This window comes from Pseudoalteromonas sp. c7(2019), from assembly GCF_011378625.1.
Classification (GTDB): domain Bacteria; phylum Pseudomonadota; class Gammaproteobacteria; order Enterobacterales; family Alteromonadaceae; genus Pseudoalteromonas; species Pseudoalteromonas arctica.
The window spans coordinates 76,195-97,127 of record NZ_WTKS01000008.1; the positions used below are offsets into that span (position 1 = coordinate 76,195).

Genomic DNA, 20,933 nt, shown 5'->3' on the forward strand with positions numbered 1-20,933 from the left:
TAATATGGTCAATTGTGTACATAAATTTGGTGGCTCGAGTTTAAGCTCTAGTGAGCGCTATCAAAGCGTAGCTAAAATAATTATTGGGCATACTCAGACGGGCGACTGTGTGGTGGTATCGGCTGCGGGTAAGACAACCGATACGCTAGTATTACTTTGGCAAAGCTATCAAAAACAAGATACTCAAGCAGTAGCTGATATTTTACTGCAGTTAAATAACCATCAAAGTGATTTAATAGAGCAGTTATTACAAGCTGATTTAAAGCGCAGCGCACTTAAAACACTAAGTATCGAACTTAGCTATATTGCAGAACTTACTCAAGCTGAGCAGCTAAAAGAGGCTGCATTACTTGCACATGGCGAACTGTGGTCAGCACGTTTACTCGCTACTTATTTACAGCAGCTAAATATTGAGGCATGCGCTCAAGATGCACGTACTCTTTTTACCTTAAATGATGGCGAATTAATGCATGCGCAAAATGCGCAGCAATGTGGGCAGTTAATTTTGCCTAATAAGATAAATGTTGTTACTGGGTTTATTGCAGCAGATATCAAAGGCGATACTGTAACGCTTGGCCGAAATGGCAGTGACTACAGTGCAACACTACTTGCAAATTATTGCAATGCTAAGCAAGTATGTATTTGGACTGATACACAGGGAGTGTATAGCACTGATCCTCGAAAGGTAAAAAAAGCGATTAAATACGGCAAAATTTGCCGTGGGCAAGCTAATTTATTAGCTCGTTTGGGTAACCCTGTATTACATGCAAAAACACTATCGCCACTTAAAAACACAGATATTAAGCTAGCTGTTCGCAGTAGTTTTGACGTACAAGCAAGTCCAACAGATATAGTCAAAGAAGGTTCAGCGAAGAAAAAGCGCTTTATAACCACGTTGCAAAATGTTGACCTATTAATGGTTGAAGGATTAAGTGAAGGTGAGGTTGCAAGTGTTAGTCAGCTTATTCAGCATAGCCTTCATCACTTTAACCATAATGGTGAAGTGTATTTAGTAGTACCTGCAGCACAAACTTATCTGGTTATTAATTATTTTGCGGGTAGGGCAAATATTAGCGAGTCAAATTTAAACGGTTGTGCAATTGTAGCGCCTGAGCAAGACGTTAATACATTAAGCTTACAAGCATTAGATTTATTAAAACTCCACAGCATAAAACCTCGTTTTGCCCATCAAGATACTGGCTATGCTTTATTGCTTACCGATCAATTTATAGATAGTGATATACAAAGTGACTTACACGATAAGCTAATTAATAAAGGCCAAGAAATCGCAATTATAGTTGCGGGGCTTGGTAACGTTGGCGACGTTTTCATTAAACAGTTATCGGCACAATTTGAGCGTTTATCGGATGACTTTAGTATTAAATTAGTCGGTCTAATTCGCTCTAAAAAAATGCTGTTTAATGCAAGTGGTATTAATACACAGCAATGGAAAACTCAATGGCAGCATGAGGCAAATAGCTATCAATCTGCAGATTTACTGAATGCTATAAATGAGCTCGATTACGAGCATAAAATTGTAATTGATATTACCGCAAGTGAACAATTTAGCTTGTTATATCCAGACTTTGTAGATAGAAACTGTCATTTAATTAGTGCTAATAAATACGCTGGAACAGCACCGACTACTTGGTATAAAGCACTTCGTAGTAATATTACAGAACGTAATTTACATTGGCGATATAACACCAGTGTAGGCGCTGGCTTACCTATTAACTTTGCTTTGGCTGATTTGCAAAATAGTGGCGATAAAATAACACGTATAGAAGGTGTTTTCTCAGGCACGCTTTCGTGGTTATGTAGTAAATATGATGGAACAAGGCCATTTTCTGAGTTGCTACTGGAAGCTCAGAAAATGGGATTCACAGAGCCAGACCCTCGCGAAGATTTATCTGGGCGAGATATGCAGCGTAAGCTACTTATTTTAGCTCGAGAGCTAGGTGTTGAGCTTGAACTTGACGATATTAGCTTATCGGCATTGATGCCAGATGAACTTGCGCTGGGAAGTTGGGATGACTTTTTAAATAAAAAAGCACAGCTAGACGCGTTCATCGAAGAGCATGCAGTGACAGCAAAGTCTAAAAATTCAGTACTTAGATATACGGGCTTGTTAGAAATCACACAAGGTGAAGTAATTGCTAAAGTGGGAATAGCGTATGTGCCTAATGGCGATGCGTTAGCAAACCTTACACCAGGCGATAATATTTTTGTAATTAATAGCAAATGGTATAGCGATAACGCATTAGTGATTCAGGGGCCAGGAGCGGGTAGGGAAGTGACCGCTGCGGGTGTGCACTCTGATTTATATTGGCTTGTTCAAAACTTAAAATAAACATTTGGTTTAAACAAAAACGGCAGCTTAAATAAGCTGCCGTTTTTGTATTACATACATATTACTAAAATAGCTCTTCTTCTGTTTTAGTGTCTTCTTCAAATATATCGTTAGGCTGAGATAGCACATACTTTGTAGGTGCGGTGCCTTTTTCAAAATATTCAAATCGACTTGTGTAGTCATTTTTATGGCTAAGTAAGCCTGTAGCTAAATCAATACGAATAGAAACGAGTCCCTCAGGCGGCTCAATTGGGGCTTCAGGCTTGCCTTCAAGTGCCGCTTTCATAAATTCAACCCACGCTGGCTGCGCGGTTTTAGCGCCCGATTCAGCACCTGATATTTGGCTGCTATCTAGGTTGTTGTTATATGTAGAGCGACCAAGAGCGTTGCCCGGATTATCAAAGCCAACCCAAACTGAGGTCATCACATTACTATTAAAACCGCTAAACCAGGTATCTACTGAGTCATTAGTTGTGCCTGTTTTACCCGAAATATCGCGACGGTCTAGTGCTTGTGCTCGCCAACCGGTTCCACTCCAACCTGTTTTATGAGCCCAGCTACCCCCCCCCCAGATTGCACTATTCATAGCATCGGCAATTAAAAATGCATTCTGCTTAGAAATAATTCTCGGTGCACATTTTTTAGTTTGCTCCTCTTCACCATCACTATTATGAATTGAGAGTGCATTGAGTGTTGGCAAAGGCTCTTCGTCACAGGCAAGAGCAGGGTTTGCTTTAAACAATACATTGCCATAAGCGTCTTGAATTTCTGAGATGAAGTAAGGTTCAATTAAGTGACCGCCATTGGCAAATGTACTCATGCCTCGGGCAAGTTCAAGGGGAGTAATGGAAGCACTGCCAAGGGCTAATGATTCACTGCGATTAATGTCAGCGTCTTTAAAGCCAAATTTTAGTAAGTGATCAGCTGTACGTTGTAATCCAACACCACGCAGTAAACGCACCGAAATAACGTTTTTAGACTGTGCTAAAGCACGGCGAATTCGAATAGGACCGTTGTAAACAGCAGGGCTGTTTTTAGGGCGCCATGCTACGCCTTGGCTCTTATCCCATTGGTTTATAGGTGCATCATTTAATATAGACGCAAGCGTGTAACCTTTTTCAAGTGCTGCTGAATATATAAAAGGTTTTATATTAGAACCCACTTGACGCTTAGCTTGTATCGCTCGGTTGTATTGACTTTGCTCAAAGCTGTAACCCCCTACAATAGCTTTTATTCTACCGTCTTGTGGATCGAGGGATACAATAGCGCTTGATGCTTCTGGTATTTGGCTTAATAAGTAGCTGTTATCTTCGTTTTGACGTACCCATATTTGCATACCTGGCGTTAAAATATCAGTAGCTGCTTTTGGAGCAAAGCTTTGGCGGTAGCGAGTAATATACTTACGCGCCCATTTTAAACTATCCCAACTGAGAGTTGTTTGCTCACCGTTTTTAAGTAGTACTGTAGCTGTTTTATTATTAACACTGAGTACTGCTGCAACTTTTAAAGTGCCTAACTCATTTACGCTCTGTAATTTATTGAGTATTTGTTGCTCAGTTAAAGCTGGTTGTGTTTCAGGATTCCATAAAACATCAGTTGGACCTCTAAAACCATGACGCATATCGTAACTGTGTAAGTTATTTACAAGTGCGTTTTGCGCTGCTTTTTGAACCTTTGACTCTACTGAGGTAAAAATTTTAAAACCAGAGTTATAGGCTTTATCTACCCCATAGCGCGAAACCATTTCAGCGCGCACCATTTCAGAGATATACGGTGCGTATAAGTTTATTTCTGCACCGTGAAAATAAGCTGTAATAGGTTGGCTAGTTGCTTCGTTATATTGCTCTTGTGTTATATAGTCTTCGGTCAGTAAACGGCCTAAAACTACATTTCGGCGTGCTTTTGCACGCGTTGGGTTACGAATTGGGTTTAAAGCTGAAGGTGCTTTAGGTAAACCTGCAATCATCGCCATTTGTGCAAGTGTTAAATCTTTTAGCTCTTTACCGTAATAAACTTGCGCTGCTGCACCAATACCGAAAGCACGATTACCTAATTCTATTTTATTAAGATAAAGCTCTAAAATTTCGTCTTTTGTTAACACTCCTTCAATATGAAGCGCTATAAATATTTCTTTAACTTTACGAATATATGCTTTTTCGCGTGTTAAAAAGAAATTACGAGCAAGCTGCATAGTAATAGTACTTGCACCTTGTTTTTTCTCGCCAGTAGATATAAGAACAACAGCCGAACGTACTATACCAATAGGGTCTATGCCTATATGATCGTAAAATCGATTATCTTCTGTCGCTAAAAATGCATTAATGAGTGTTTGAGGAATTTCATCAATAGTCACTGGAATACGACGTTTTTCACCAAATTGATTGATTAAAAGCCCATCTTTAGTGAATACTTGCATAGGAGTTTGTAATTGCACGTCTTTTAAAACTTGCACACTGGGGATATCAGGTTTAACGTAGTAATAAAGACTGATCAAAGTAATCAGACCAATTAACACACAAATGATAAAAAATTGTAAAGTTCGTTTTAATAAAATCACTTATATTTCCCTAAATGGACTCCCAATTGCGAGTTTTGACTGCTAGTATATATTGATTAAAAAATGAATAATATTTTTTCATATAAAAATTATAACTTGTTTATTATTAAAACAAAGGCCAAGTTGAAACATGCTAAGTCAACTATTTCAAAAACCGTCCCAAATGATGGTAGGAATTGATATTGGATCACACTCTATTAAGGCTGTGCTTTTACGTGAAATTGAAACTGGATTTCGACTCGAAGCACTTGCAATTGAGCCGATGCCAAAAGGCGCAATGAGTGAGCGCACAATTCAAGATATTGAAGCGATTGGTAACGTAATTACAAAATTAAGAAAAAAATTACCAAAGTCGTTAAAATCTGCAGCAGTGGCTGTTTCTGGCCAAACAGTCATTACAAAAGTGATCTTCATGGATGTATCGTTAACTGATGCTGAACTTGAGTCGCAAATTGAAATTGAAGCCGATAGTTTAATTCCATATCCTCTTGATGAAGTGAGCCTCGACTTTGAGAAGCTTTCGACGAATGAGGCCGACCCTAGTAAAATGAATGTTTTGCTTTCAGCTGCTCGTACTGAGAGTGTAGAAGCGCGTGTTGGCGCTTTAGAAGCTGCAAATTTAGAAGCTAAAATAGTTGATGTAGAAAGCTATGCATTAAGTCGTGCAATGGATGTGTATTACCAACAATTACCTAGCGACGCATTTAATAAATGTGTGGCTGTGGTTGATATTGGTGCAGTTTTAATGCTCGTGAGCGTTGTTCAAGCAGGGGAAACAATTTATACACGTGACCAAGTTTTTGGTGGCGATCAATATACAAATAGTATTGTTGCTTATTATAATAAAGGGTTTGATGAAGCTGAAATTGGTAAAACATCAGGTGATTTACCGCCAAACTACACCTTTGAAGTATTAGCCCCTTTTCAAACTTCGTTACTTCAACAAGTACGACGTGCGGTGCAAATGTTTTTAACAACCAGTGGCAAAGAGCAAATCGACTATATTGTATTAACGGGCGGTACATCGATGATTAAAGGTATTGACCGATTACTCATTGAAGAACTAGGTATTCACTCTGTCGTTGCTGAGCCTTTTGAAAATATGGAAATTTCTCCAAAAGTAGATCGTAATGTAATGCAGCGTCACAAAACGCAGTTTGCAATTGCGACAGGGTTGGCATTAAGGAGCTTTTCAACATGCCACATATAAATCTACTTCCTTGGCGTGAATCGCAGCGCGAAGAATCGAAAAAGAAATTTGTAACTATACTTATTGGTGTCGTTATACTTTGTTTTGCGAGTATGTACTTATTAAGCTCTTTTTATAGTGCATTAAAAGACGGTCAAAACTTAAAGAATAACTATTTAAGCTCAGAAATTAGCATGCTAGATAAAAAAATAAGTGAAATTAGAAGTTTAGATAAAAGAAAAGAAAACTTACAACAGCGTATGAGACTCATTGAAGAATTACAAAGCAGCCGTAATTTGGGTACGCAAATAATGGATGAAGTTGCCAAAATAGTACCGGGTGGGGTTTATTTAACAAAACTCGAGCGCAGAGGCAGCCAAATACATGTATTGGGACGCAGTGAATCTAATAATCGTTTATCAACAATGCTGCGCCAAGTACAAAGCTCATATTTACTAGAGAATCCTTCAATGCAAGGCATTGTTGCAGGCGATCAATCTTCGCGTTTACTTAGTGATTTTAATATGGAATTTTATGTAAAACCATTTGATAAAATTGGTGAGGTTAGCGATGAGCCTTGATTTTAAAGCACTGAGTGAAATTGATTGGAATGAAATAGAGCTCGATAACATTGGCGATTGGCCTATTGCAGTTAAAGCAATTTGCTGTACGTTTGTTGCCGGACTTGTATTGTTTTTTAGTTATAGCCTATTAGTTTCTGATGAAATTGATAGTTACCACAGTGCAGTTGCGAAAGAGGTCGAGTTACGCACAACTTATCGCACTAAATACGCAGTCGCGAGTAAGCTTGAGATCTACCGTCAACAAATGATTGAAATGGAAGATAAGTTTTCACAATTATTAAAACGTTTACCTACCTCTAACGAAACCCCTGGTTTACTTGATGATTTGTCGTATGTTGGCACAACAAGTGGTCTGACTTTTTTAAAAATAGGTTGGTTACCAGAAGTCGAGAAAGAATTTTATACTGAATTACCGATTAAAATAGAAGTGATAGGGACCTACCATGAATTTGGTGAGTTTGTGGGTAAAGTAGCTCAGTTACCACGAATTGTAAGCTTACATGACTTTTCTATTTTATCATCGGGCGATAAACAGTTAACATTTAGTGTTGTTGCAAAAACATATCGTTATGAAGAAGGGGTTAAAAAATGAAGCTCCTTCGCGTAGTACCTGTAGTAATGGTGTTTGTTTTGAGTGGTTGTAATGATGATACGTCTGAGCAAAAAGAATTTATTGATCAAGTAAAAGCAAGCACAACACCAAAGGTTGAATCAATTCCTGAGCTGACAAAGTTTGAAATATTTGAGTACAGTGCTGGTCAGCTACGTAGCCCGTTTGTAGCGCCTCAGCCTGAGATAATCCAAAATAAATTAACGCAAGTAAAAAACTGTTTGCACCCAGATCAAGAGCGTCGCCGCGAACCGTTAGAAAAATACCCGCTAGATAACTTAGCAATGAAAGGCACAATTGGTTCTAGTGGACAAATATGGGCATTAATAACAGCAGCTGACGCTACTTTGCATCGTGTAACGGTAGGGAATTACCTTGGTAGTTATGATGGCAAAGTAAAAACAGTAAGTAACGACTATATAGAGTTAGTGGAATTAATCCCTGATGGGTCTGGCTGTTGGAAAGAGCGCTTGACTAAATTAGAAATGTTAGAGGCGGCAACAGATGGCGCAAATTAATAATAAAAAAGGTAAAAATAGCATGCATAAGGATGTACTTTGGCTTCATCGTATTTCACGAACATTACTGGCTGCTGTTGCTTTAGTCACTGTAAATTCAGCCGTTGCAGGGCCGTTACTTTATGATGTTCGTTATAATCCATTACTTAAAGGCGAAACTGAGTTACAGCTTGTTTTTGATGAAGAGTTAACGCTTGAGCCAAAAGTTCAGGTGTTTAATAGCCCAGCCCGAATCGAAATGTTTTTTGATACCGCAGAGTTAGAGGTTGGTTTAAATGATGTTGAAGTTAATCAAGCTGGAATTAGCAGTGTTACTAATGTTTTAACTAACAGTGGTTTAAAGGTAACGGTAAACTTAGATAGATTAAAAATTTATGAAACTGAAGTTCATAACAACTTAGTATCAATACGCGTGTCTGATAATCCTCTTACAGAATCTGAAAATGAAGATGTAGCGATGGACTCAGGTGACGTAAGTGGAAATTACATCAACCGTATCCAATCAATTGACTTTAGACGTGGTGAAAAGGGCGAAGCGAAAGTACTCGTATTTTTACAAGACACTCAAGCTGCAATTGAAGTTCATGAAAGTGGCGGTAAAATTTACGCTGACTTTCATCACACCGATATTTTAGATGACCTACTTTATGAATTAGATGTATTAGATTTTGGTACTGTTGTAAGTAATATCGAGACTTTTAAAGAAGACGGATTAAGTCGTGTCGTTATTGAGCCAAACGCTCAGTTTACATTTACGTACCAGCAAATAGATAATATTTTAACGCTGACGGTAGAAAAAGATGAAACGCAAAACGCCTATTTAGATGGTGGCGTTGAGTATCAAGGTCGCCCTATGACCTTAAATTTTCAAGATATCTCTGTGCGAGCAGCACTACAAATTATTGCGGGTTATAACGATTTTAACTTAGTAACCAGTGATTCAGTGACAGGTAATATAACACTGCGCTTAGATGGCGTACCGTGGGATCAAGCGCTTGACGTAGTATTGCGTATTAAAGGGCTAGACAAACGCATGGATGGCTCTATTTTAATGGTAGCGCCTGCAGAGGAGCTTGCGGCACGTGAAGCTAAAGATTTAAAAGCTAAACAGCAAGTTGAAGACTTAGAACCACTCTATAGTGAATACATTCGATTAAACTATGCTAAAGCCGAAAATTTTGCTGACTTATTAAAAACAGATAGGAACAGTATTATAACTGCCCGCGGTAGTGTATCGGTTGATCAGCGTACAAATACTTTATTGGTAAAAGATACTGTAAAGAGTATAGAAAACATTCGCCGGATGATAGAAACACTCGATATTCCGGTACAGCAGGTTGTAATCGAATCTCGAATGGTAACTGTGCGCGATAACGTTACTGAAGACTTAGGCGTACGCTGGGGGTTTAGTGATCAAGGCAGTAGTGTTGGTATTTCTGGCTCCCTTGAAGGCGCAGAAGGTATTTATAACGCGACATCAACTTCAAATGCGCCAAGTATTTCAGATCGATTAAATGTAAATTTACCAATTTCTAATCCTGCGGCCAGTATTGGTTTGCACATAGCAAAGTTGGCTAACGGTACATTAATTGATTTAGAGCTAAGTGCTCTTGAAGAAGAGAATAAAGGCGAAATTATTGCTAGTCCGCGTATTATAGCGGCTAATCAGCAAAAAGCGCGAATAGAGCAAGGTACTGAAATACCTTACACTGAGTCAGCTTCAAGTGGTGCTACTACTGTAAGCTTTAAAAAAGCGGTACTAAGCTTAGAAGTAACACCTCATATCACACCTGATAATAAAGTAATTCTAGACTTAATTATTACTCAAGATACTCGTGGTGATACTGTACAAACGGGAACAGGTGAAGCAGTGTCTATTGATACCCAAGAGATTCAAACTCAAGTGTTAGTTGAGAATGGACAAACCGTAGTACTCGGTGGTATTTTCCAGCAGCAGATCATTAATACTACGAGTAAAGTGCCAATTTTAGGTGACATTCCTTACGTAGGAAGACTATTTAAAACCACAAGTGAGTTTAATGAAAAGCGTGAATTACTTATTTTTGTGACACCAAAAATACAAATTGATTAAAATACAGTGGTTTTATGTTAACCAACGGGTGATTATTTAGATTAATTGCTCGTTATATGGCTTTTTATGCTAATTGACTTGAAATACCCCCGCAATTACTGAGATAATCCCCTCCTTAATTTTGGGGCCAGGTCGTTAGGCGGGGTTTTATTTCAAATTTTAGAGTTTGTTTGTACTAAAAGATATGGCTGAGAAACGTAATATATTTCTAGTTGGCCCCATGGGGGCTGGCAAAAGCACGATTGGTCGTCACATCGCTGACCAATTACACCTTGAATTTGTTGATTCTGATCAAGAAATCGAACGCCGCACAGGTGCAGATATTGCATGGGTATTCGATCTTGAAGGTGAAGAAGGCTTTAGACTTCGAGAAGAGTCTGTTATTGGCGATTTAACCGAGATGCAAGGTATTGTACTTGCTACCGGTGGTGGTTCAGTAATGAGCAAAGAAGTTCGAAACAAGCTTTCGGCTCGAGGTATCGTTGTATACCTAGAGACACCTATAGAGAAGCAAGTTGCACGCACGCAACGCGACAAGCGTCGCCCATTACTGCAAACTGAAGAAGCACCTCGTAACGTACTAGAGCGCTTAGCAGAAGAACGCGAGCCACTATACAAAGAAGTTGCTGATTTTGTTGTACGTACCGATGAGCAAAGCGCTAAAGTTGTTGCTAACCAAATCATCGAGAAATTAGATTTTTAAAAACCAATAATAAAGGAATAGCTAAGCATGCTTAAATTAACTGTTAATTTGGACGAGCGAAGTTATCCTATTTATATTGGGCAATCTGCACTTCAAGATAATGGCCGCCTGGTTCACCACATTGGTGATTGTCGGCCTATCATCATTACTAATGACACAATAGCGCCTTTATATTTGCAAAGGTTACTTGATTCATTAGCTGATCTAAATCCGCTATCTTTTATTATTCCTGACGGTGAGCAATATAAATCACTAGAATGGTTTGAAAAAATATCAGCATTTTTACTACAAAATAACTGTGGCCGAGATACGTGTTTAATTGCGTTAGGTGGCGGTGTTGTAGGTGACCTAACTGGTTTTGTAGCGGCTTGTTATCAGCGCGGCGTACCGTTTATTCAAATACCAACGACAGTGCTTTCACAGGTTGATTCATCGGTAGGTGGAAAAACGGCAGTAAATCATCCGTTAGGTAAAAATATGATAGGGGCATTTTATCAGCCTCAAGCGGTTTTTATTGATACGCAAACATTACACACTCTACCTGCACGAGAGTTTGCAGCAGGTATGGCTGAGGTAATTAAGTATGGTCTGATTTACGATACCGAATTATTTGCCTATTTAGAGCTAAATGTGACTAATTTACAGCAACTAGATGAAGCATGCTTACAGCATATCATTTTTAGATGTTGTGAAATAAAAGCGCTTATAGTTGCTCAAGATGAAAAAGAACATGGCTTACGAGCTTTGTTAAACTTAGGCCATACATTTGCCCATGCAATTGAGGCACAGATGGGTTATGGCGTTTGGTTACACGGCGAAGCTGTTGCAACAGGAATGGTATTAGCAGCTAAACTTGCCAAGACACGCCAAGATTTAAGCGCAAGCGAAGTTGATCGAATTATTAAGCTGCTTGAGCTATATAATTTACCAACAGAAATTCCAAAGCAAATGACTAGCGAGCAGTTTTTAACGCATATGCGTAAAGACAAAAAGAATAAAAAAGGCACTATCCGCTTTATTCTACCTACCCAATTTGGCCAGTGTGCATTAGTTGATAATGTATCTGATGATCAAGTTAGAGACTTAATCGAGCAGTAAATGCAGTCACAAATTTTACCAAGCCGTGCGGCTTTGGTGGATAGAATCGCACTGCAATTTGAGTACGGGCAAAATTTAATTGTTTTACTTGGCACTTCTGGGCTAGGTAAAAGTTACATGCTCGAAACCTTCATTACAGATAAATACAACGACTTTAATAAAGCCTTCGTGCAAGTAAGTGCACAAATGACTGATGCTCAGCTAATGAGTGAGTTATTAGAGCAAAGCTTTAACTCTCCCCTGATTGATCATAACTTAAGTTTACCTGAAAACTATTACCAATTACTGCAGCAGCAACCATGCGGGCCATGTTTATGGGTACTTGATGGCGGTAGGCAATTATCTGATGAGATGTTAATTGAGCTTGAGTTACTTTCTAAAAACAGCCCAAATACGCTATATATTATAATAGCTTCACAGTCTAAACTGGCTTTAAATAACGCTGTTGAAATTTATCTGGAGCCGCTAACGCTTCGAGAAAGCAAGATGTTATTGCAGTGGTACTTTACAGACTTACCCTATGATGAAGACCCTGTATTTAGTACTTTTTTAGCTGAGGCTCACGGTAATCCAAGCTTATTGCTTGCTTGGCAACCTAGTGAGCACATAGCCGATATTATTGTTAAAGACAAAGTGTCTTGGCGATTACACTTATTGATTTTGATGTTGCTGATTATGCTTTTAATTATTGGTCTGCTTTATAAGTCGGATATGACGCAGTGGTGGCAACAGTATTATCAGCAAGAAGAAACACAAGTAGTAAATACAGCAATATCTATAGAGCAAGTAAGTGAGCCGGCTATAAAGAAAAATGACTCAATAATTAACTTAAATGAACTTGAAGTAGTTGAGCCAGATATTAAGGCAGAGCGTGTACACATTAATGATGTGCCTGCCATAATGCAAAGCCTTACCGAACCTGGCAACACAGTTAACGTATTAGACAATGATGTTGATGATAGTACTAATAATAAAAGCAGTGTATCAAGTGACGTTAAATCTGAAGCTCTAAAAGTAAATACAGCAGAGCAAACTCAGATCAGCCAAGATAATATATGGTACATGCAGCAAATAGATACAAATAGTGTTATTCAATTATTAGCCGTAACTCAGCAGGAAGTTAGCGATAATTTTATTGCTCAATTCAATCTACAGCAGCAAACTCATACTTACCAAACAAAGCGAAATAATAAAATATGGTGGGTTGTTACATTTGGCAGTTTTGAAAGTATAAACGAAGCAAAATCAGCAATGGATACTTTATCTGCTGAGGTTAGAAAAAATAAACCTTTCTATAAAAAAATTAGTAAAATAAAGCAAGAAATAGCACTCGTTGATCAGTAAAACACACTGCTTTAGTGTAAAATCGCGCAACACCAGATTGAAGTAAAGAGCCAATGCAGCAAAAGAGTAGAGCCTTCCTTAAATGGGCCGGCGGAAAATACAGCCTAGTTGAAAATATTAATGCGCGATTAAACCAAGCTAGCAAGCATGCTGATACGTTGGTTGAACCTTTTGTTGGTGCAGGCTCTGTGTTTTTAAATAGTGACTTTAAACACTATATTCTCAACGATATAAATGCAGACTTAATTAACTTATACAAAGAGCTAAAAAGCTCTCCAGATGAGCTGATTAGTGACGCTAAAAAGTTATTTGTAGATTTGAATAATCACGCAGATGCTTATTACGAATATCGTGTGCAGTTTAATCAAAGTCGTGATGTATATGAACGTTCAATATTGTTTTTATACATGAACCGCCATGGTTACAACGGACTCTGTAGGTATAATTTAAAAGGTATTTTTAATGTGCCTTTTGGTAAATATAAAAAGCCTTACTTTCCTGAAAAAGAAATGTATTTTTTTGCTGAAAAAGCACAAAAAGCAACCTTTACCTGTTTAGATTACGATGACGTTTTTAAGTTAGTGCCTAACAATGCAGTTATTTATTGCGACCCACCTTATGTACCATTAAGTAAAACCGCTTCTTTTACGTCTTACGCTAAAGGGGGGTTTAATTTAGATGATCAGGCTAATTTGGCTAATCTGGCTGAGAAGGCTGCCTTTGAAAATGATACACCAGTGCTTATCTCTAATCACGATACCGTATGGACTCGAAAAATTTATAGCCAAGCATCACTTGACCAAATTCAAGTAAAGCGCACTATTAGCCCCAAAGGTGGCTCTAGAAATAAAGTTGACGAGTTGATGGCTATGTATTTAGCACCCAAGCAACCACAGCGTAAATTGCGATAACAAAAGCAATAAATAGTACAACCGCAATTAGGATGATAGAGACAGGAGAGTGTTGTTTAAAATCGACTTGGCGTTTATTTTCAGATTGAACACCAAAAAATGCTGCTAGCACACTTTGCAACGCACTAAAAAATTGCAGCATTATTTAAAATAAAGGTTTTAAAGATGGAGTATTTTTAGAATCATCAGAGCTAGTAAGTAGCTCTAGTAAATCGAGGTAATGAAACTGAGCACTACGGCTATCGCCAGTTAACCACGAAAACCACGATGACTCTTCTTCAGCTTTAACACACGTGATTGTAGTTAATGTGTTTTGAGCACTTACCACTTGTGTATTATGACAATTACCCACTGAGCTTAATTCTTGCTCAGAGCTTGAACCAAAGCTAAACGCCCCGATAAGCAGTAATGCCGACGCAATTAATATCCCAGTTTTAAAAGCACGCATGATGAAATCCAATAATTTGTTACTTTTTTAATCATAGCAAATATTGATTAAAAATCAAACTTAAAGTTACCTGAAATAGGGGCTATTACGCCATATTACTTGGGTAACATCTTCAATTAAGTTACATTAACGCAATACACTATTTATTGATGGAGTTAATCATGTTTAACCCAGAGCAAAAATATTTAATAGCCCCTTCTATTTTGTCTGCTGATTTTGCAAAACTAGGCGAAGATGTTGATAAAGTACTCGAAGCGGGCGCTGACGTGGTTCACTTTGATGTAATGGATAATCACTATGTACCTAATCTCACAATTGGTCCTATGGTGTGTAAAGCACTAAGAGATTACGGCATTACAGCACCTATCGACGTACATTTAATGGTTAAGCCTGTAGATAGTCTTATTCCATTGTTTGCAGAGGCTGGCGCATCAATTATTACTTTTCATCCAGAAGCTAGCGAGCACGTTGATCGTACAATACAGCTGATTAAAGATCACGGCTGTAAAGCAGGCTTAGTGTTTAACCCTGCAACAAGTCTAAGTTATTTGGACCATGTTATTGATAAGCTCGATACCATTTTACTTATGTCGGTTAACCCAGGTTTTGGCGGGCAAAGCTTTATACCTCATACGCTTGAAAAATTACGCCAAGCAAAACAGCGTATTATTGAGTCAGGCCGAGATATTCGCTTAGAGGTTGATGGGGGTATTAAAGTCGATAATATTGCTGCAGCAGCACAAGCGGGTGCTGATATGTTTGTTGCAGGCTCAGCTATTTTTAATCAACCAGATTACAAAGTTGTGATTGACCAAATGCGTAAACAGCTTGGAAGTGTAAAATAATGAAGTACGACGTCGCCTTATTTGATTTAGATGGTACTTTGGTTGATAGCGTTTACGACTTGTATATTGCTATTAATTTAACCTTGAGCAGTCTTGCTTTCCCTATTGTTAGTCAACGCTTGGTTGAAAGCTGGGTCGGTAATGGTGTTGAAGTCCTCGTTAAACGCGCTTTGAGTGGCGATATGCAAGTGAGTGAACATCTAGATGTGTCACTTAGTAGTAAAGCAATATTACAGTTTTATAAGCACTATGAACAACAAGTTGGTGAGTATAGTGTTTTGTACCAACATGTAGAAACCGGGCTTGCAGCACTTCGTGGTATGCCAAAAGCACTAATCACTAATAAGTCTCGAATATTTACAGAAAAACTACTTGATAAACTGGCACTAACGAGTCATTTTGATGTGATTGTATGCGGTGACGATATGGCAAAAAAACCATCGCCAGAGCCATTGCTATTTGCCTGCAAAAAACTAAATGCAGAGCCTAATAAAGCAATAATGATAGGTGATTCTAAAAGCGATATACTTGCAGCTAAAGCCGCTAATATAGACGTAATTGCACTTAGTTATGGCTATAACCAAGGTGAAAATCTTAAGGATTATAATCCACAGTACCTATGCGATCACTTCTTAGATATAATACCTGTTCTAACGCAGCGTTAAATATTATTAATTAAGCAAAATAAAGGAAAATCATGAGTAAACCAGTAGTTTTAAGCGGCATTCAGCCAACCGGTGGTATGACAATAGGCAACTATGTTGGCGCTATTAACCAGTGGCTAAAGTTACAGGAAGACCACGAAAGTTTCTTTATGTTAGTAGACTTACACGCTATTACGGTTCGCCAAGAGCCTGAATTACTGCGCTCTCGAGTGTTGGATGGTATTGCTCTTTACGCGGCATGTGGCATTGATCCTGAAAAATCTGCGTTATTTGTACAATCACAAGTACCTGAACACGCACAGTTAGCGTGGGTATTAAATTGTTACGCGCAAATGGGTGAGCTTAATCGAATGACTCAGTTTAAAGACAAGTCATCTAAGCATGCAAATAACGTAAACGTGGGCTTATTTTCATATCCGGTATTGCAAGCTGCGGATATTTTATTATACCAAGCTGATCAAGTACCCGTCGGTGAAGATCAAAAGCAACACTTAGAGCTGACTCGCGATATAGCCACACGCTTTAATAATTTATACGGCGACGTATTTAAATTACCAGAGCCGTATATTCCTGAGTTTGGTGCACGCGTAATGAGCTTGCAAGACCCACTTAAAAAGATGTCTAAGTCTGACGAAAACCCAAATGGCTACATCATGTTATTAGATGAGCCTAAACAAATTGTGAAAAAGCTTAAAAAAGCAGTAACAGATTCAGATGAACAAGCACGTATTTATTTTGATCGCACAGAAAAGCCTGGCGTATCAAACTTGCTTACTTTATTGAGTGTTGCAACTAAGCGCTCAATAGAAGACCTAGTTCCTGAGTATGAAGATAAAATGTATGGCCATTTAAAGAAAGATACAGCAGATGCAGTTGTAAACATGATTGAGCCAATTCAAGCTCGCTTTAAAGAGATCAGAGAAGATCAAAACCTACTTAATAGCATAATGAAATCAGGTGCTGAAAAAGCAAGTGTACGTGCTGAGAAAACATTGAAATCGGTATACGATGCGCTTGGTTTTATTCCTCGCGGGTAAGTTTATTAAAATAAAAAAATGCCGCTTGTTAGCGGCATTTTTTATATAGCACATATCAACATGATAGACCCAAATAGAAACAGTAGCGATATCGCTAGTTTATCTGTTTTATCCATTATTCAGCGCCTCTTACTGTTATATCTGCCGTGCTATCAACACTGACTAAAGAAACGCTGTAGCCTTTGTTTTCAAGTAAGGTAAGTAAACTATCTTGTCCTGCAAGGTGGCCAACTCCAACAAGTACAAACTCATTTTTGTCGTTGTTAAACATGGCTTCTACTTTTGGTAACCAATCATTATTTCTATCTGTAATGATTTGTTTATAACTATTCGGATCATTTTGCTGCATATCTTCAAGTGCTACTTTATTCAGTGTGTCTGTATCACCTTTGCGCCAGGCAGCTAAAAGTTCTTTAAACATATCGCCATAGTTGTGAAGCTCGGCTAAGTTACGTTTAATGAAATCGTTCTCGTTGCCTTGACCCATTGTTTTAAAAAGCTCTAACTGAAATTCGATTGTTTCTAAGTAATTTTTTGTTTTGTTATCTTCAGTCGCTTTTTTAGTAAAGTAAGCATCAACCCCTTCACCCATTAAATTTTGCTTTTGAAGCTCCATCGACATTAAGACAATACTAACCATAGCAGGGCGAAAACCATCTAACTTAGCTAGGTTAGCGCCAAACTCGCTAAGCTTATTTTCAAGTAAAGCCTTAATCTCGGGTTCTAGCTTTTGACTTAACGTTTCGTTATTTGTATACGATAGCGCACCTAACATTTGCATTTGTGCATTGGTGTCGGCTGGGTCAGGTAACGGTGCTTCTAAAATAATTGTATCTGCTTGTTCATAAGCATGGTTAAACTCAGCGGGTAGTGGCATTTCAGCTTTAGGTAGTATGTGAACTGTACCGCCAATAAATAGTGAGTCATTGCCATTACTTACTTGCCATACAGAGCTTTGAGCCTGTGCTGTATTTGCTAAAAGGCTGCAACTAAGTAATACGCTGGCAGATACTAATTTTTTTGTGAATTTTTTCATGATAATTCCTTAATATAACTTTTAATTTTATTGTTTTTAGTTCGATAACACATTGTTGAAATATGTAGTGATTGACGATGTTACCTTTGAAAGATTTTTATCAATTTGCGAGTTTATTTTGCTCATTGAAGAGTCAAGCTCAGCTGATATTTTTTCATCTATTGAAGAAAGTAACGTTTGCTTATCAACATTACTTTTTAAAGACTCAGAAGCGTCTATTTTGTTTGTTTTTTGTAGTTTTTGATTAACAGGGCTAATTGCCTTTATGCTTTCACCAATCATGCATTTCTCAAAATTATTTTGAACGGTGTTTTGTTTAGTGTCAGCTGCAATAACTGAAGTAGTATTAAAAGCAGTTGCTAGTAGTAAAGCCGGTAGTACTTTTTTCATTGTGCTGTTCATAATTAAACCTTTTGTATTTTTTGCTGCAGCCAATTTAGAATCACAAATGATTTTTTACTAAGCTGCTTGTTGATGACGGTTTAAAGAATATCGCTGAATTTATTAAGAGTCGCTTATCTAGTTATGAGCAATTAATAGATAAGGTTTTAAAGCTAAATAATTGTTTAAATTTAGTATGTTAGCTTTAAACCTTATAATGCTAATATAAGGTTTAAAATGCTTTTTCTATAAAATAAAGTGTAGATGTGATACGGTTTATAAAAATAAAAATACGTAAAGACTATGAATTATCAAATCGGACCTTGGCAATTTATTAGTAATCGCTGTGTGATTACTTCAAACCATTTAGAAAGGGAATTAGATCCACTTTTAGTAAAGTTATTACTCCACTTTATAGATAAGCCTCAACAAATCGTTTCCCGCCAAGAGCTTATTGAGAGTGTGTGGCAACAAAGCTTTGTTGACGATAATGCGATTAACCGTGCAATATCAGAGTTAAGAAAGCAACTTGCCCACCCAATTGAAAAAGCGCCGCTTTTAAAAACACATTACCGTAAAGGATATAGCCTAACAGTAATGCCTGAGCGTTTAACGCAAGCAAACGTTTCTAAAGAGCCTGCAAACATTTTGCCTGATTCACCGGGTATTTCCGCCAAAAATGAAGAGATAGCTACTGCAACTATTTTGCAACCAGTTCAAAGAACGAATAGTAAAAAGTTTTTGATTTATTCTTTATTCGTCATTATTTGCCTGTGCTTTTTAGTATGGTTTGGGTTGTTTTTTATTAATGCACCTTCTAGCGAAAAGATTAAACAGATCACGGTTAATAAGGTAGCAAGCACGTGGAATATAGGCAGTGAGGTTCACCCTGAGATGTCCTCAGATAAACAATATTTAGCTTATACAAATGTTGAACCTGAAAATGACGTAATGCATGCATTTGTAAAGCGACTATCTGATCAAAGGGAAGTTGAAATTACTTATCCTGGCTTTCAAGTATCCATTTTATCGTGGCAGTTAAATCAGCACTCTGTGTTGTTACAAGCGACCAACTTAAAGCAGCAAAAGTGTAAAATGGTTCTCGTTGATTTAAGCCAGTTTCCTGTTATAGGAGAGGCTACCTTAATTAAAAAGTGTGACCTTAGATACACAGGTTATGCGCAAGTAGACGAAAGTGGTGAGCATATTTATTACACCGAATATAAAAATGAGCATGAGGGTTCAGGTTTATATAAATATGATTTAGAACTTAAAAAAGAATTCATAGTGATCCCACCACCAGGCGTCATGTATGGCGTAATCATGCCTCGTTTATCTCATTCCGGTAGTAAAATAGCATATGTACTTAGTCAAAAGGGTAAGCCTTTTTCTGTATTTAGCTACAACTTTGAGACCCATGAAACCAAGCGGTTATTTAAAGCAAAGAAAAGCATAATTAGCTTCGCGTTTGACTGGCTTGCAGACGATAAAGGCGTGATTGTTTTTGAAGGCTCTGAACTTTCAACCATTGTGTTTGATGAAAATAATATTATTAAACGCACACTAACGGTTACCCCAGCAATTTCACCTTATTATATTGCAGTTCAATCTGCTAATAGCCTTTTTTACTCAGCAAATAAAACACAAGCATTTTCGTTAATTAAAGCGACTAATCTTTTTAGCGATGTTCCTGAGTATGAAGCACTCTACAAAAGTGATGAAGACGACTACATCATTGCAGAAGTCATTAATGAGAAAGGGCCAGCGCATATTTTTGTATCGGAGCGCTCTGGTAGCAGTCAGTTGTGGTTATCTCAAAATGGACTTACAAAGCAACTTAGTAACTTTACTTATGAAGGTAAATCTACCTTTGCTATTGGCGGACTAAGAGTATCGAGTAAGCAAGATCGTGTTTTATTAAGAGTTAATAGTGATATTGCATTTTTTGACGTTATGTCGAACAAGCTCTATACCATAGCTGAGTTTGAAGGGCGAAAAATACTAAGCTATGTATGGTCTAAAGATAATGAAAGTATAATTTATTTAGAGCGACATGGTTCAGAAAATCTATTTGCTCAGTTTAATTTATTAACGCGAGACACAACTATATTAGAGGATGTTAAAGCCAACAAATTAATTTCAGGCGCTGACGGTACTAATTATGCAATTACTAATAATCAGTTAATTAAATTATCAAATAAACAGAGTTGGGAATTGCCTAAAGACGCGCGACAAGCACAACTTTTTGCCATTAATGGTAATTACCTTTACTACTCTGATGCAATTTCAAGAGTTGCAAGGCTTAATTTAGAAGATAAAACAGTAAAAGATGTGCACGTGGATTTTAAACCTATCGCATTTTTTATTAGTGATAACAATCAGATTTTCTTTACAGCATCAAAATATAAAGACATGCAAATAATACAGATAAGTTGGAACGACTAGGGCCTGTTTATCTTTCGAAGTTAAATTTGCAGCGGTGTGTTTTTTTTCTTTAATAGCATTTTCGATTTTGTCTAAATGAGAATTTTTTAACACAGGTAGCGACACATTTAGCCCCGCAAA

Annotated in this window: 19 protein-coding genes; 14 read left to right on the forward strand and 5 right to left on the reverse strand. The window is 37.7% G+C overall.

Annotated elements, in window-relative coordinates:
* Nucleotides 1-4 precede the first annotated feature (4 nt).
* Complete coding sequence (gene metL, locus GQR38_RS10640) at nt 5-2,350, forward strand: bifunctional aspartate kinase/homoserine dehydrogenase II (protein WP_165721229.1); 2,346 nt, start codon at nt 5-7, stop codon at nt 2,348-2,350.
* 64 nt (nt 2,351-2,414) lie between these two features.
* On the opposite strand, the gene GQR38_RS10645 is transcribed toward metL, so the two are convergent.
* Nucleotides 2,415-4,907, reverse strand: a complete 2,493-nt coding sequence (locus tag GQR38_RS10645) for a PBP1A family penicillin-binding protein (RefSeq protein ID WP_165721228.1) — start codon at nt 4,905-4,907, stop codon at nt 2,415-2,417.
* A 130-nt stretch (nt 4,908-5,037) separates the two neighbouring features.
* Here GQR38_RS10645 and GQR38_RS10650 point away from each other — a divergent pair, with 130 nt between their 5' ends.
* The 9 genes from GQR38_RS10650 to GQR38_RS10690 all read left to right on the forward strand — a co-directional run bounded on the left by GQR38_RS10650 (nt 5,038) and on the right by GQR38_RS10690 (nt 13,956).
* Nucleotides 5,038-6,117 (forward strand): pilus assembly protein PilM, encoded by a 1,080-nt coding sequence (locus GQR38_RS10650; RefSeq protein WP_024589891.1) that lies wholly within the window; start codon nt 5,038-5,040, stop codon nt 6,115-6,117.
* A complete protein-coding gene (locus tag GQR38_RS10655) occupies nt 6,105-6,677 on the forward strand; it encodes a PilN domain-containing protein (RefSeq protein ID WP_007586268.1) in 573 nt (190 codons plus the stop codon). Before GQR38_RS10650 ends, GQR38_RS10655 begins: the two co-directional genes overlap by 13 nt.
* A complete protein-coding gene (locus GQR38_RS10660; RefSeq protein WP_007586270.1) occupies nt 6,667-7,272 on the forward strand; it encodes a type 4a pilus biogenesis protein PilO in 606 nt (201 codons plus the stop codon). The genes GQR38_RS10655 and GQR38_RS10660 overlap by 11 nt, the downstream gene beginning before the upstream one ends.
* Nucleotides 7,269-7,808 (forward strand): pilus assembly protein PilP, encoded by a 540-nt coding sequence (locus tag GQR38_RS10665; protein WP_007586272.1) that lies wholly within the window; start codon nt 7,269-7,271, stop codon nt 7,806-7,808. The genes GQR38_RS10660 and GQR38_RS10665 overlap by 4 nt, the downstream gene beginning before the upstream one ends.
* On the forward strand, nt 7,795-9,900 hold the full coding sequence (locus GQR38_RS10670) for a type IV pilus secretin PilQ family protein (RefSeq protein ID WP_101217493.1): 2,106 nt from the start codon (nt 7,795-7,797) through the stop codon (nt 9,898-9,900). The genes GQR38_RS10665 and GQR38_RS10670 overlap by 14 nt, the downstream gene beginning before the upstream one ends.
* 184 nt (nt 9,901-10,084) lie before the next feature.
* Nucleotides 10,085-10,603 carry a shikimate kinase AroK gene (gene aroK, locus GQR38_RS10675; RefSeq protein ID WP_004589350.1) on the forward strand — a complete coding sequence of 173 codons (519 nt, stop codon included), beginning with the start codon at nt 10,085-10,087 and terminating at the stop codon, nt 10,601-10,603.
* Nucleotides 10,604-10,630: 27 nt separating this feature from the next.
* The gene (aroB, locus tag GQR38_RS10680) at nt 10,631-11,701 is read left to right on the forward strand and encodes a 3-dehydroquinate synthase (RefSeq protein WP_165721227.1); all 1,071 of its coding nucleotides are present in this window, start codon (nt 10,631-10,633) and stop codon (nt 11,699-11,701) included.
* Complete coding sequence (locus tag GQR38_RS10685; RefSeq protein WP_024594435.1) at nt 11,702-13,045, forward strand: AAA family ATPase; 1,344 nt, start codon at nt 11,702-11,704, stop codon at nt 13,043-13,045.
* 53 nt (nt 13,046-13,098) lie between these two features.
* Nucleotides 13,099-13,956 (forward strand): Dam family site-specific DNA-(adenine-N6)-methyltransferase, encoded by an 858-nt coding sequence (locus tag GQR38_RS10690; RefSeq protein ID WP_007586285.1) that lies wholly within the window; start codon nt 13,099-13,101, stop codon nt 13,954-13,956.
* Here GQR38_RS10690 and GQR38_RS10695 read toward each other — a convergent pair.
* On the reverse strand, nt 13,913-14,098 hold the full coding sequence (locus tag GQR38_RS10695) for a DUF2970 domain-containing protein (protein ID WP_007586286.1): 186 nt from the start codon (nt 14,096-14,098) through the stop codon (nt 13,913-13,915). The genes GQR38_RS10690 and GQR38_RS10695 overlap by 44 nt on opposite strands.
* 3 nt (nt 14,099-14,101) lie before the next feature.
* Nucleotides 14,102-14,404 carry a hypothetical protein gene (locus tag GQR38_RS10700; protein WP_165721226.1) on the reverse strand — a complete coding sequence of 101 codons (303 nt, stop codon included), beginning with the start codon at nt 14,402-14,404 and terminating at the stop codon, nt 14,102-14,104.
* A 161-nt stretch (nt 14,405-14,565) separates the two neighbouring features.
* Between GQR38_RS10700 and rpe the strand changes: the two genes are divergently transcribed.
* From rpe to trpS, 3 genes are read left to right on the forward strand one after another with little or no spacing between them, the layout of a single operon-like run.
* A complete protein-coding gene (rpe, locus tag GQR38_RS10705) occupies nt 14,566-15,249 on the forward strand; it encodes a ribulose-phosphate 3-epimerase (RefSeq protein ID WP_165721225.1) in 684 nt (227 codons plus the stop codon).
* The gene (locus tag GQR38_RS10710) at nt 15,249-15,914 is read left to right on the forward strand and encodes a phosphoglycolate phosphatase (protein ID WP_165721224.1); all 666 of its coding nucleotides are present in this window, start codon (nt 15,249-15,251) and stop codon (nt 15,912-15,914) included. Before rpe ends, GQR38_RS10710 begins: the two co-directional genes overlap by 1 nt.
* 32 nt (nt 15,915-15,946) lie before the next feature.
* Nucleotides 15,947-16,951, forward strand: a complete 1,005-nt coding sequence (gene trpS, locus GQR38_RS10715; RefSeq protein ID WP_024589884.1) for a tryptophan--tRNA ligase — start codon at nt 15,947-15,949, stop codon at nt 16,949-16,951.
* Nucleotides 16,952-17,066: 115 nt separating this feature from the next.
* Here the strand turns inward: trpS and GQR38_RS10720 are convergent, their stop codons facing one another.
* Together GQR38_RS10720 and GQR38_RS10725 are read right to left on the reverse strand one after the other, a co-directional pair.
* Nucleotides 17,067-17,987, reverse strand: coding sequence for a TraB/GumN family protein (locus tag GQR38_RS10720; RefSeq protein ID WP_165721223.1), 921 nt, complete (start codon nt 17,985-17,987; stop codon nt 17,067-17,069).
* A gap of 36 nt (nt 17,988-18,023) precedes the next feature.
* Complete coding sequence (locus GQR38_RS10725) at nt 18,024-18,389, reverse strand: hypothetical protein (RefSeq protein WP_165721222.1); 366 nt, start codon at nt 18,387-18,389, stop codon at nt 18,024-18,026.
* A 282-nt stretch (nt 18,390-18,671) separates the two neighbouring features.
* Between GQR38_RS10725 and GQR38_RS10730 the strand changes: the two genes are divergently transcribed.
* Nucleotides 18,672-20,813, forward strand: coding sequence for a winged helix family transcriptional regulator (locus tag GQR38_RS10730; RefSeq protein WP_165721221.1), 2,142 nt, complete (start codon nt 18,672-18,674; stop codon nt 20,811-20,813).
* The last annotated feature ends 120 nt before the right edge of the window (nt 20,814-20,933 follow it).

Bases quoted from the DNA above. Each gene is read 5' to 3' on its own strand.
- metL (WP_165721229.1), top strand. From the start codon at position 5: ATGGTCAATTGTGTACATAAATTTGGTGGCTCGAGTTTAAGCTCTAGT.
- GQR38_RS10650 (WP_024589891.1), top strand. From the start codon at position 5,038: ATGCTAAGTCAACTATTTCAAAAACCGTCCCAAATGATGGTAGGAATT.
- GQR38_RS10655 (WP_007586268.1), top strand. From the start codon at position 6,105: ATGCCACATATAAATCTACTTCCTTGGCGTGAATCGCAGCGCGAAGAA.
- GQR38_RS10660 (WP_007586270.1), top strand. From the start codon at position 6,667: ATGAGCCTTGATTTTAAAGCACTGAGTGAAATTGATTGGAATGAAATA.
- GQR38_RS10665 (WP_007586272.1), top strand. From the start codon at position 7,269: ATGAAGCTCCTTCGCGTAGTACCTGTAGTAATGGTGTTTGTTTTGAGT.
- GQR38_RS10670 (WP_101217493.1), top strand. From the start codon at position 7,795: ATGGCGCAAATTAATAATAAAAAAGGTAAAAATAGCATGCATAAGGAT.
- aroK (WP_004589350.1), top strand. From the start codon at position 10,085: ATGGCTGAGAAACGTAATATATTTCTAGTTGGCCCCATGGGGGCTGGC.
- aroB (WP_165721227.1), top strand. From the start codon at position 10,631: ATGCTTAAATTAACTGTTAATTTGGACGAGCGAAGTTATCCTATTTAT.
- GQR38_RS10685 (WP_024594435.1), top strand. From the start codon at position 11,702: ATGCAGTCACAAATTTTACCAAGCCGTGCGGCTTTGGTGGATAGAATC.
- GQR38_RS10690 (WP_007586285.1), top strand. From the start codon at position 13,099: ATGCAGCAAAAGAGTAGAGCCTTCCTTAAATGGGCCGGCGGAAAATAC.
- GQR38_RS10695 (WP_007586286.1), bottom strand. From the start codon at position 14,098: ATGCTGCAATTTTTTAGTGCGTTGCAAAGTGTGCTAGCAGCATTTTTT.
- GQR38_RS10700 (WP_165721226.1), bottom strand. From the start codon at position 14,404: ATGCGTGCTTTTAAAACTGGGATATTAATTGCGTCGGCATTACTGCTT.
- rpe (WP_165721225.1), top strand. From the start codon at position 14,566: ATGTTTAACCCAGAGCAAAAATATTTAATAGCCCCTTCTATTTTGTCT.
- GQR38_RS10710 (WP_165721224.1), top strand. From the start codon at position 15,249: ATGAAGTACGACGTCGCCTTATTTGATTTAGATGGTACTTTGGTTGAT.
- trpS (WP_024589884.1), top strand. From the start codon at position 15,947: ATGAGTAAACCAGTAGTTTTAAGCGGCATTCAGCCAACCGGTGGTATG.
- GQR38_RS10720 (WP_165721223.1), bottom strand. From the start codon at position 17,987: ATGAAAAAATTCACAAAAAAATTAGTATCTGCCAGCGTATTACTTAGT.
- GQR38_RS10725 (WP_165721222.1), bottom strand. From the start codon at position 18,389: ATGAACAGCACAATGAAAAAAGTACTACCGGCTTTACTACTAGCAACT.
- GQR38_RS10730 (WP_165721221.1), top strand. From the start codon at position 18,672: ATGAATTATCAAATCGGACCTTGGCAATTTATTAGTAATCGCTGTGTG.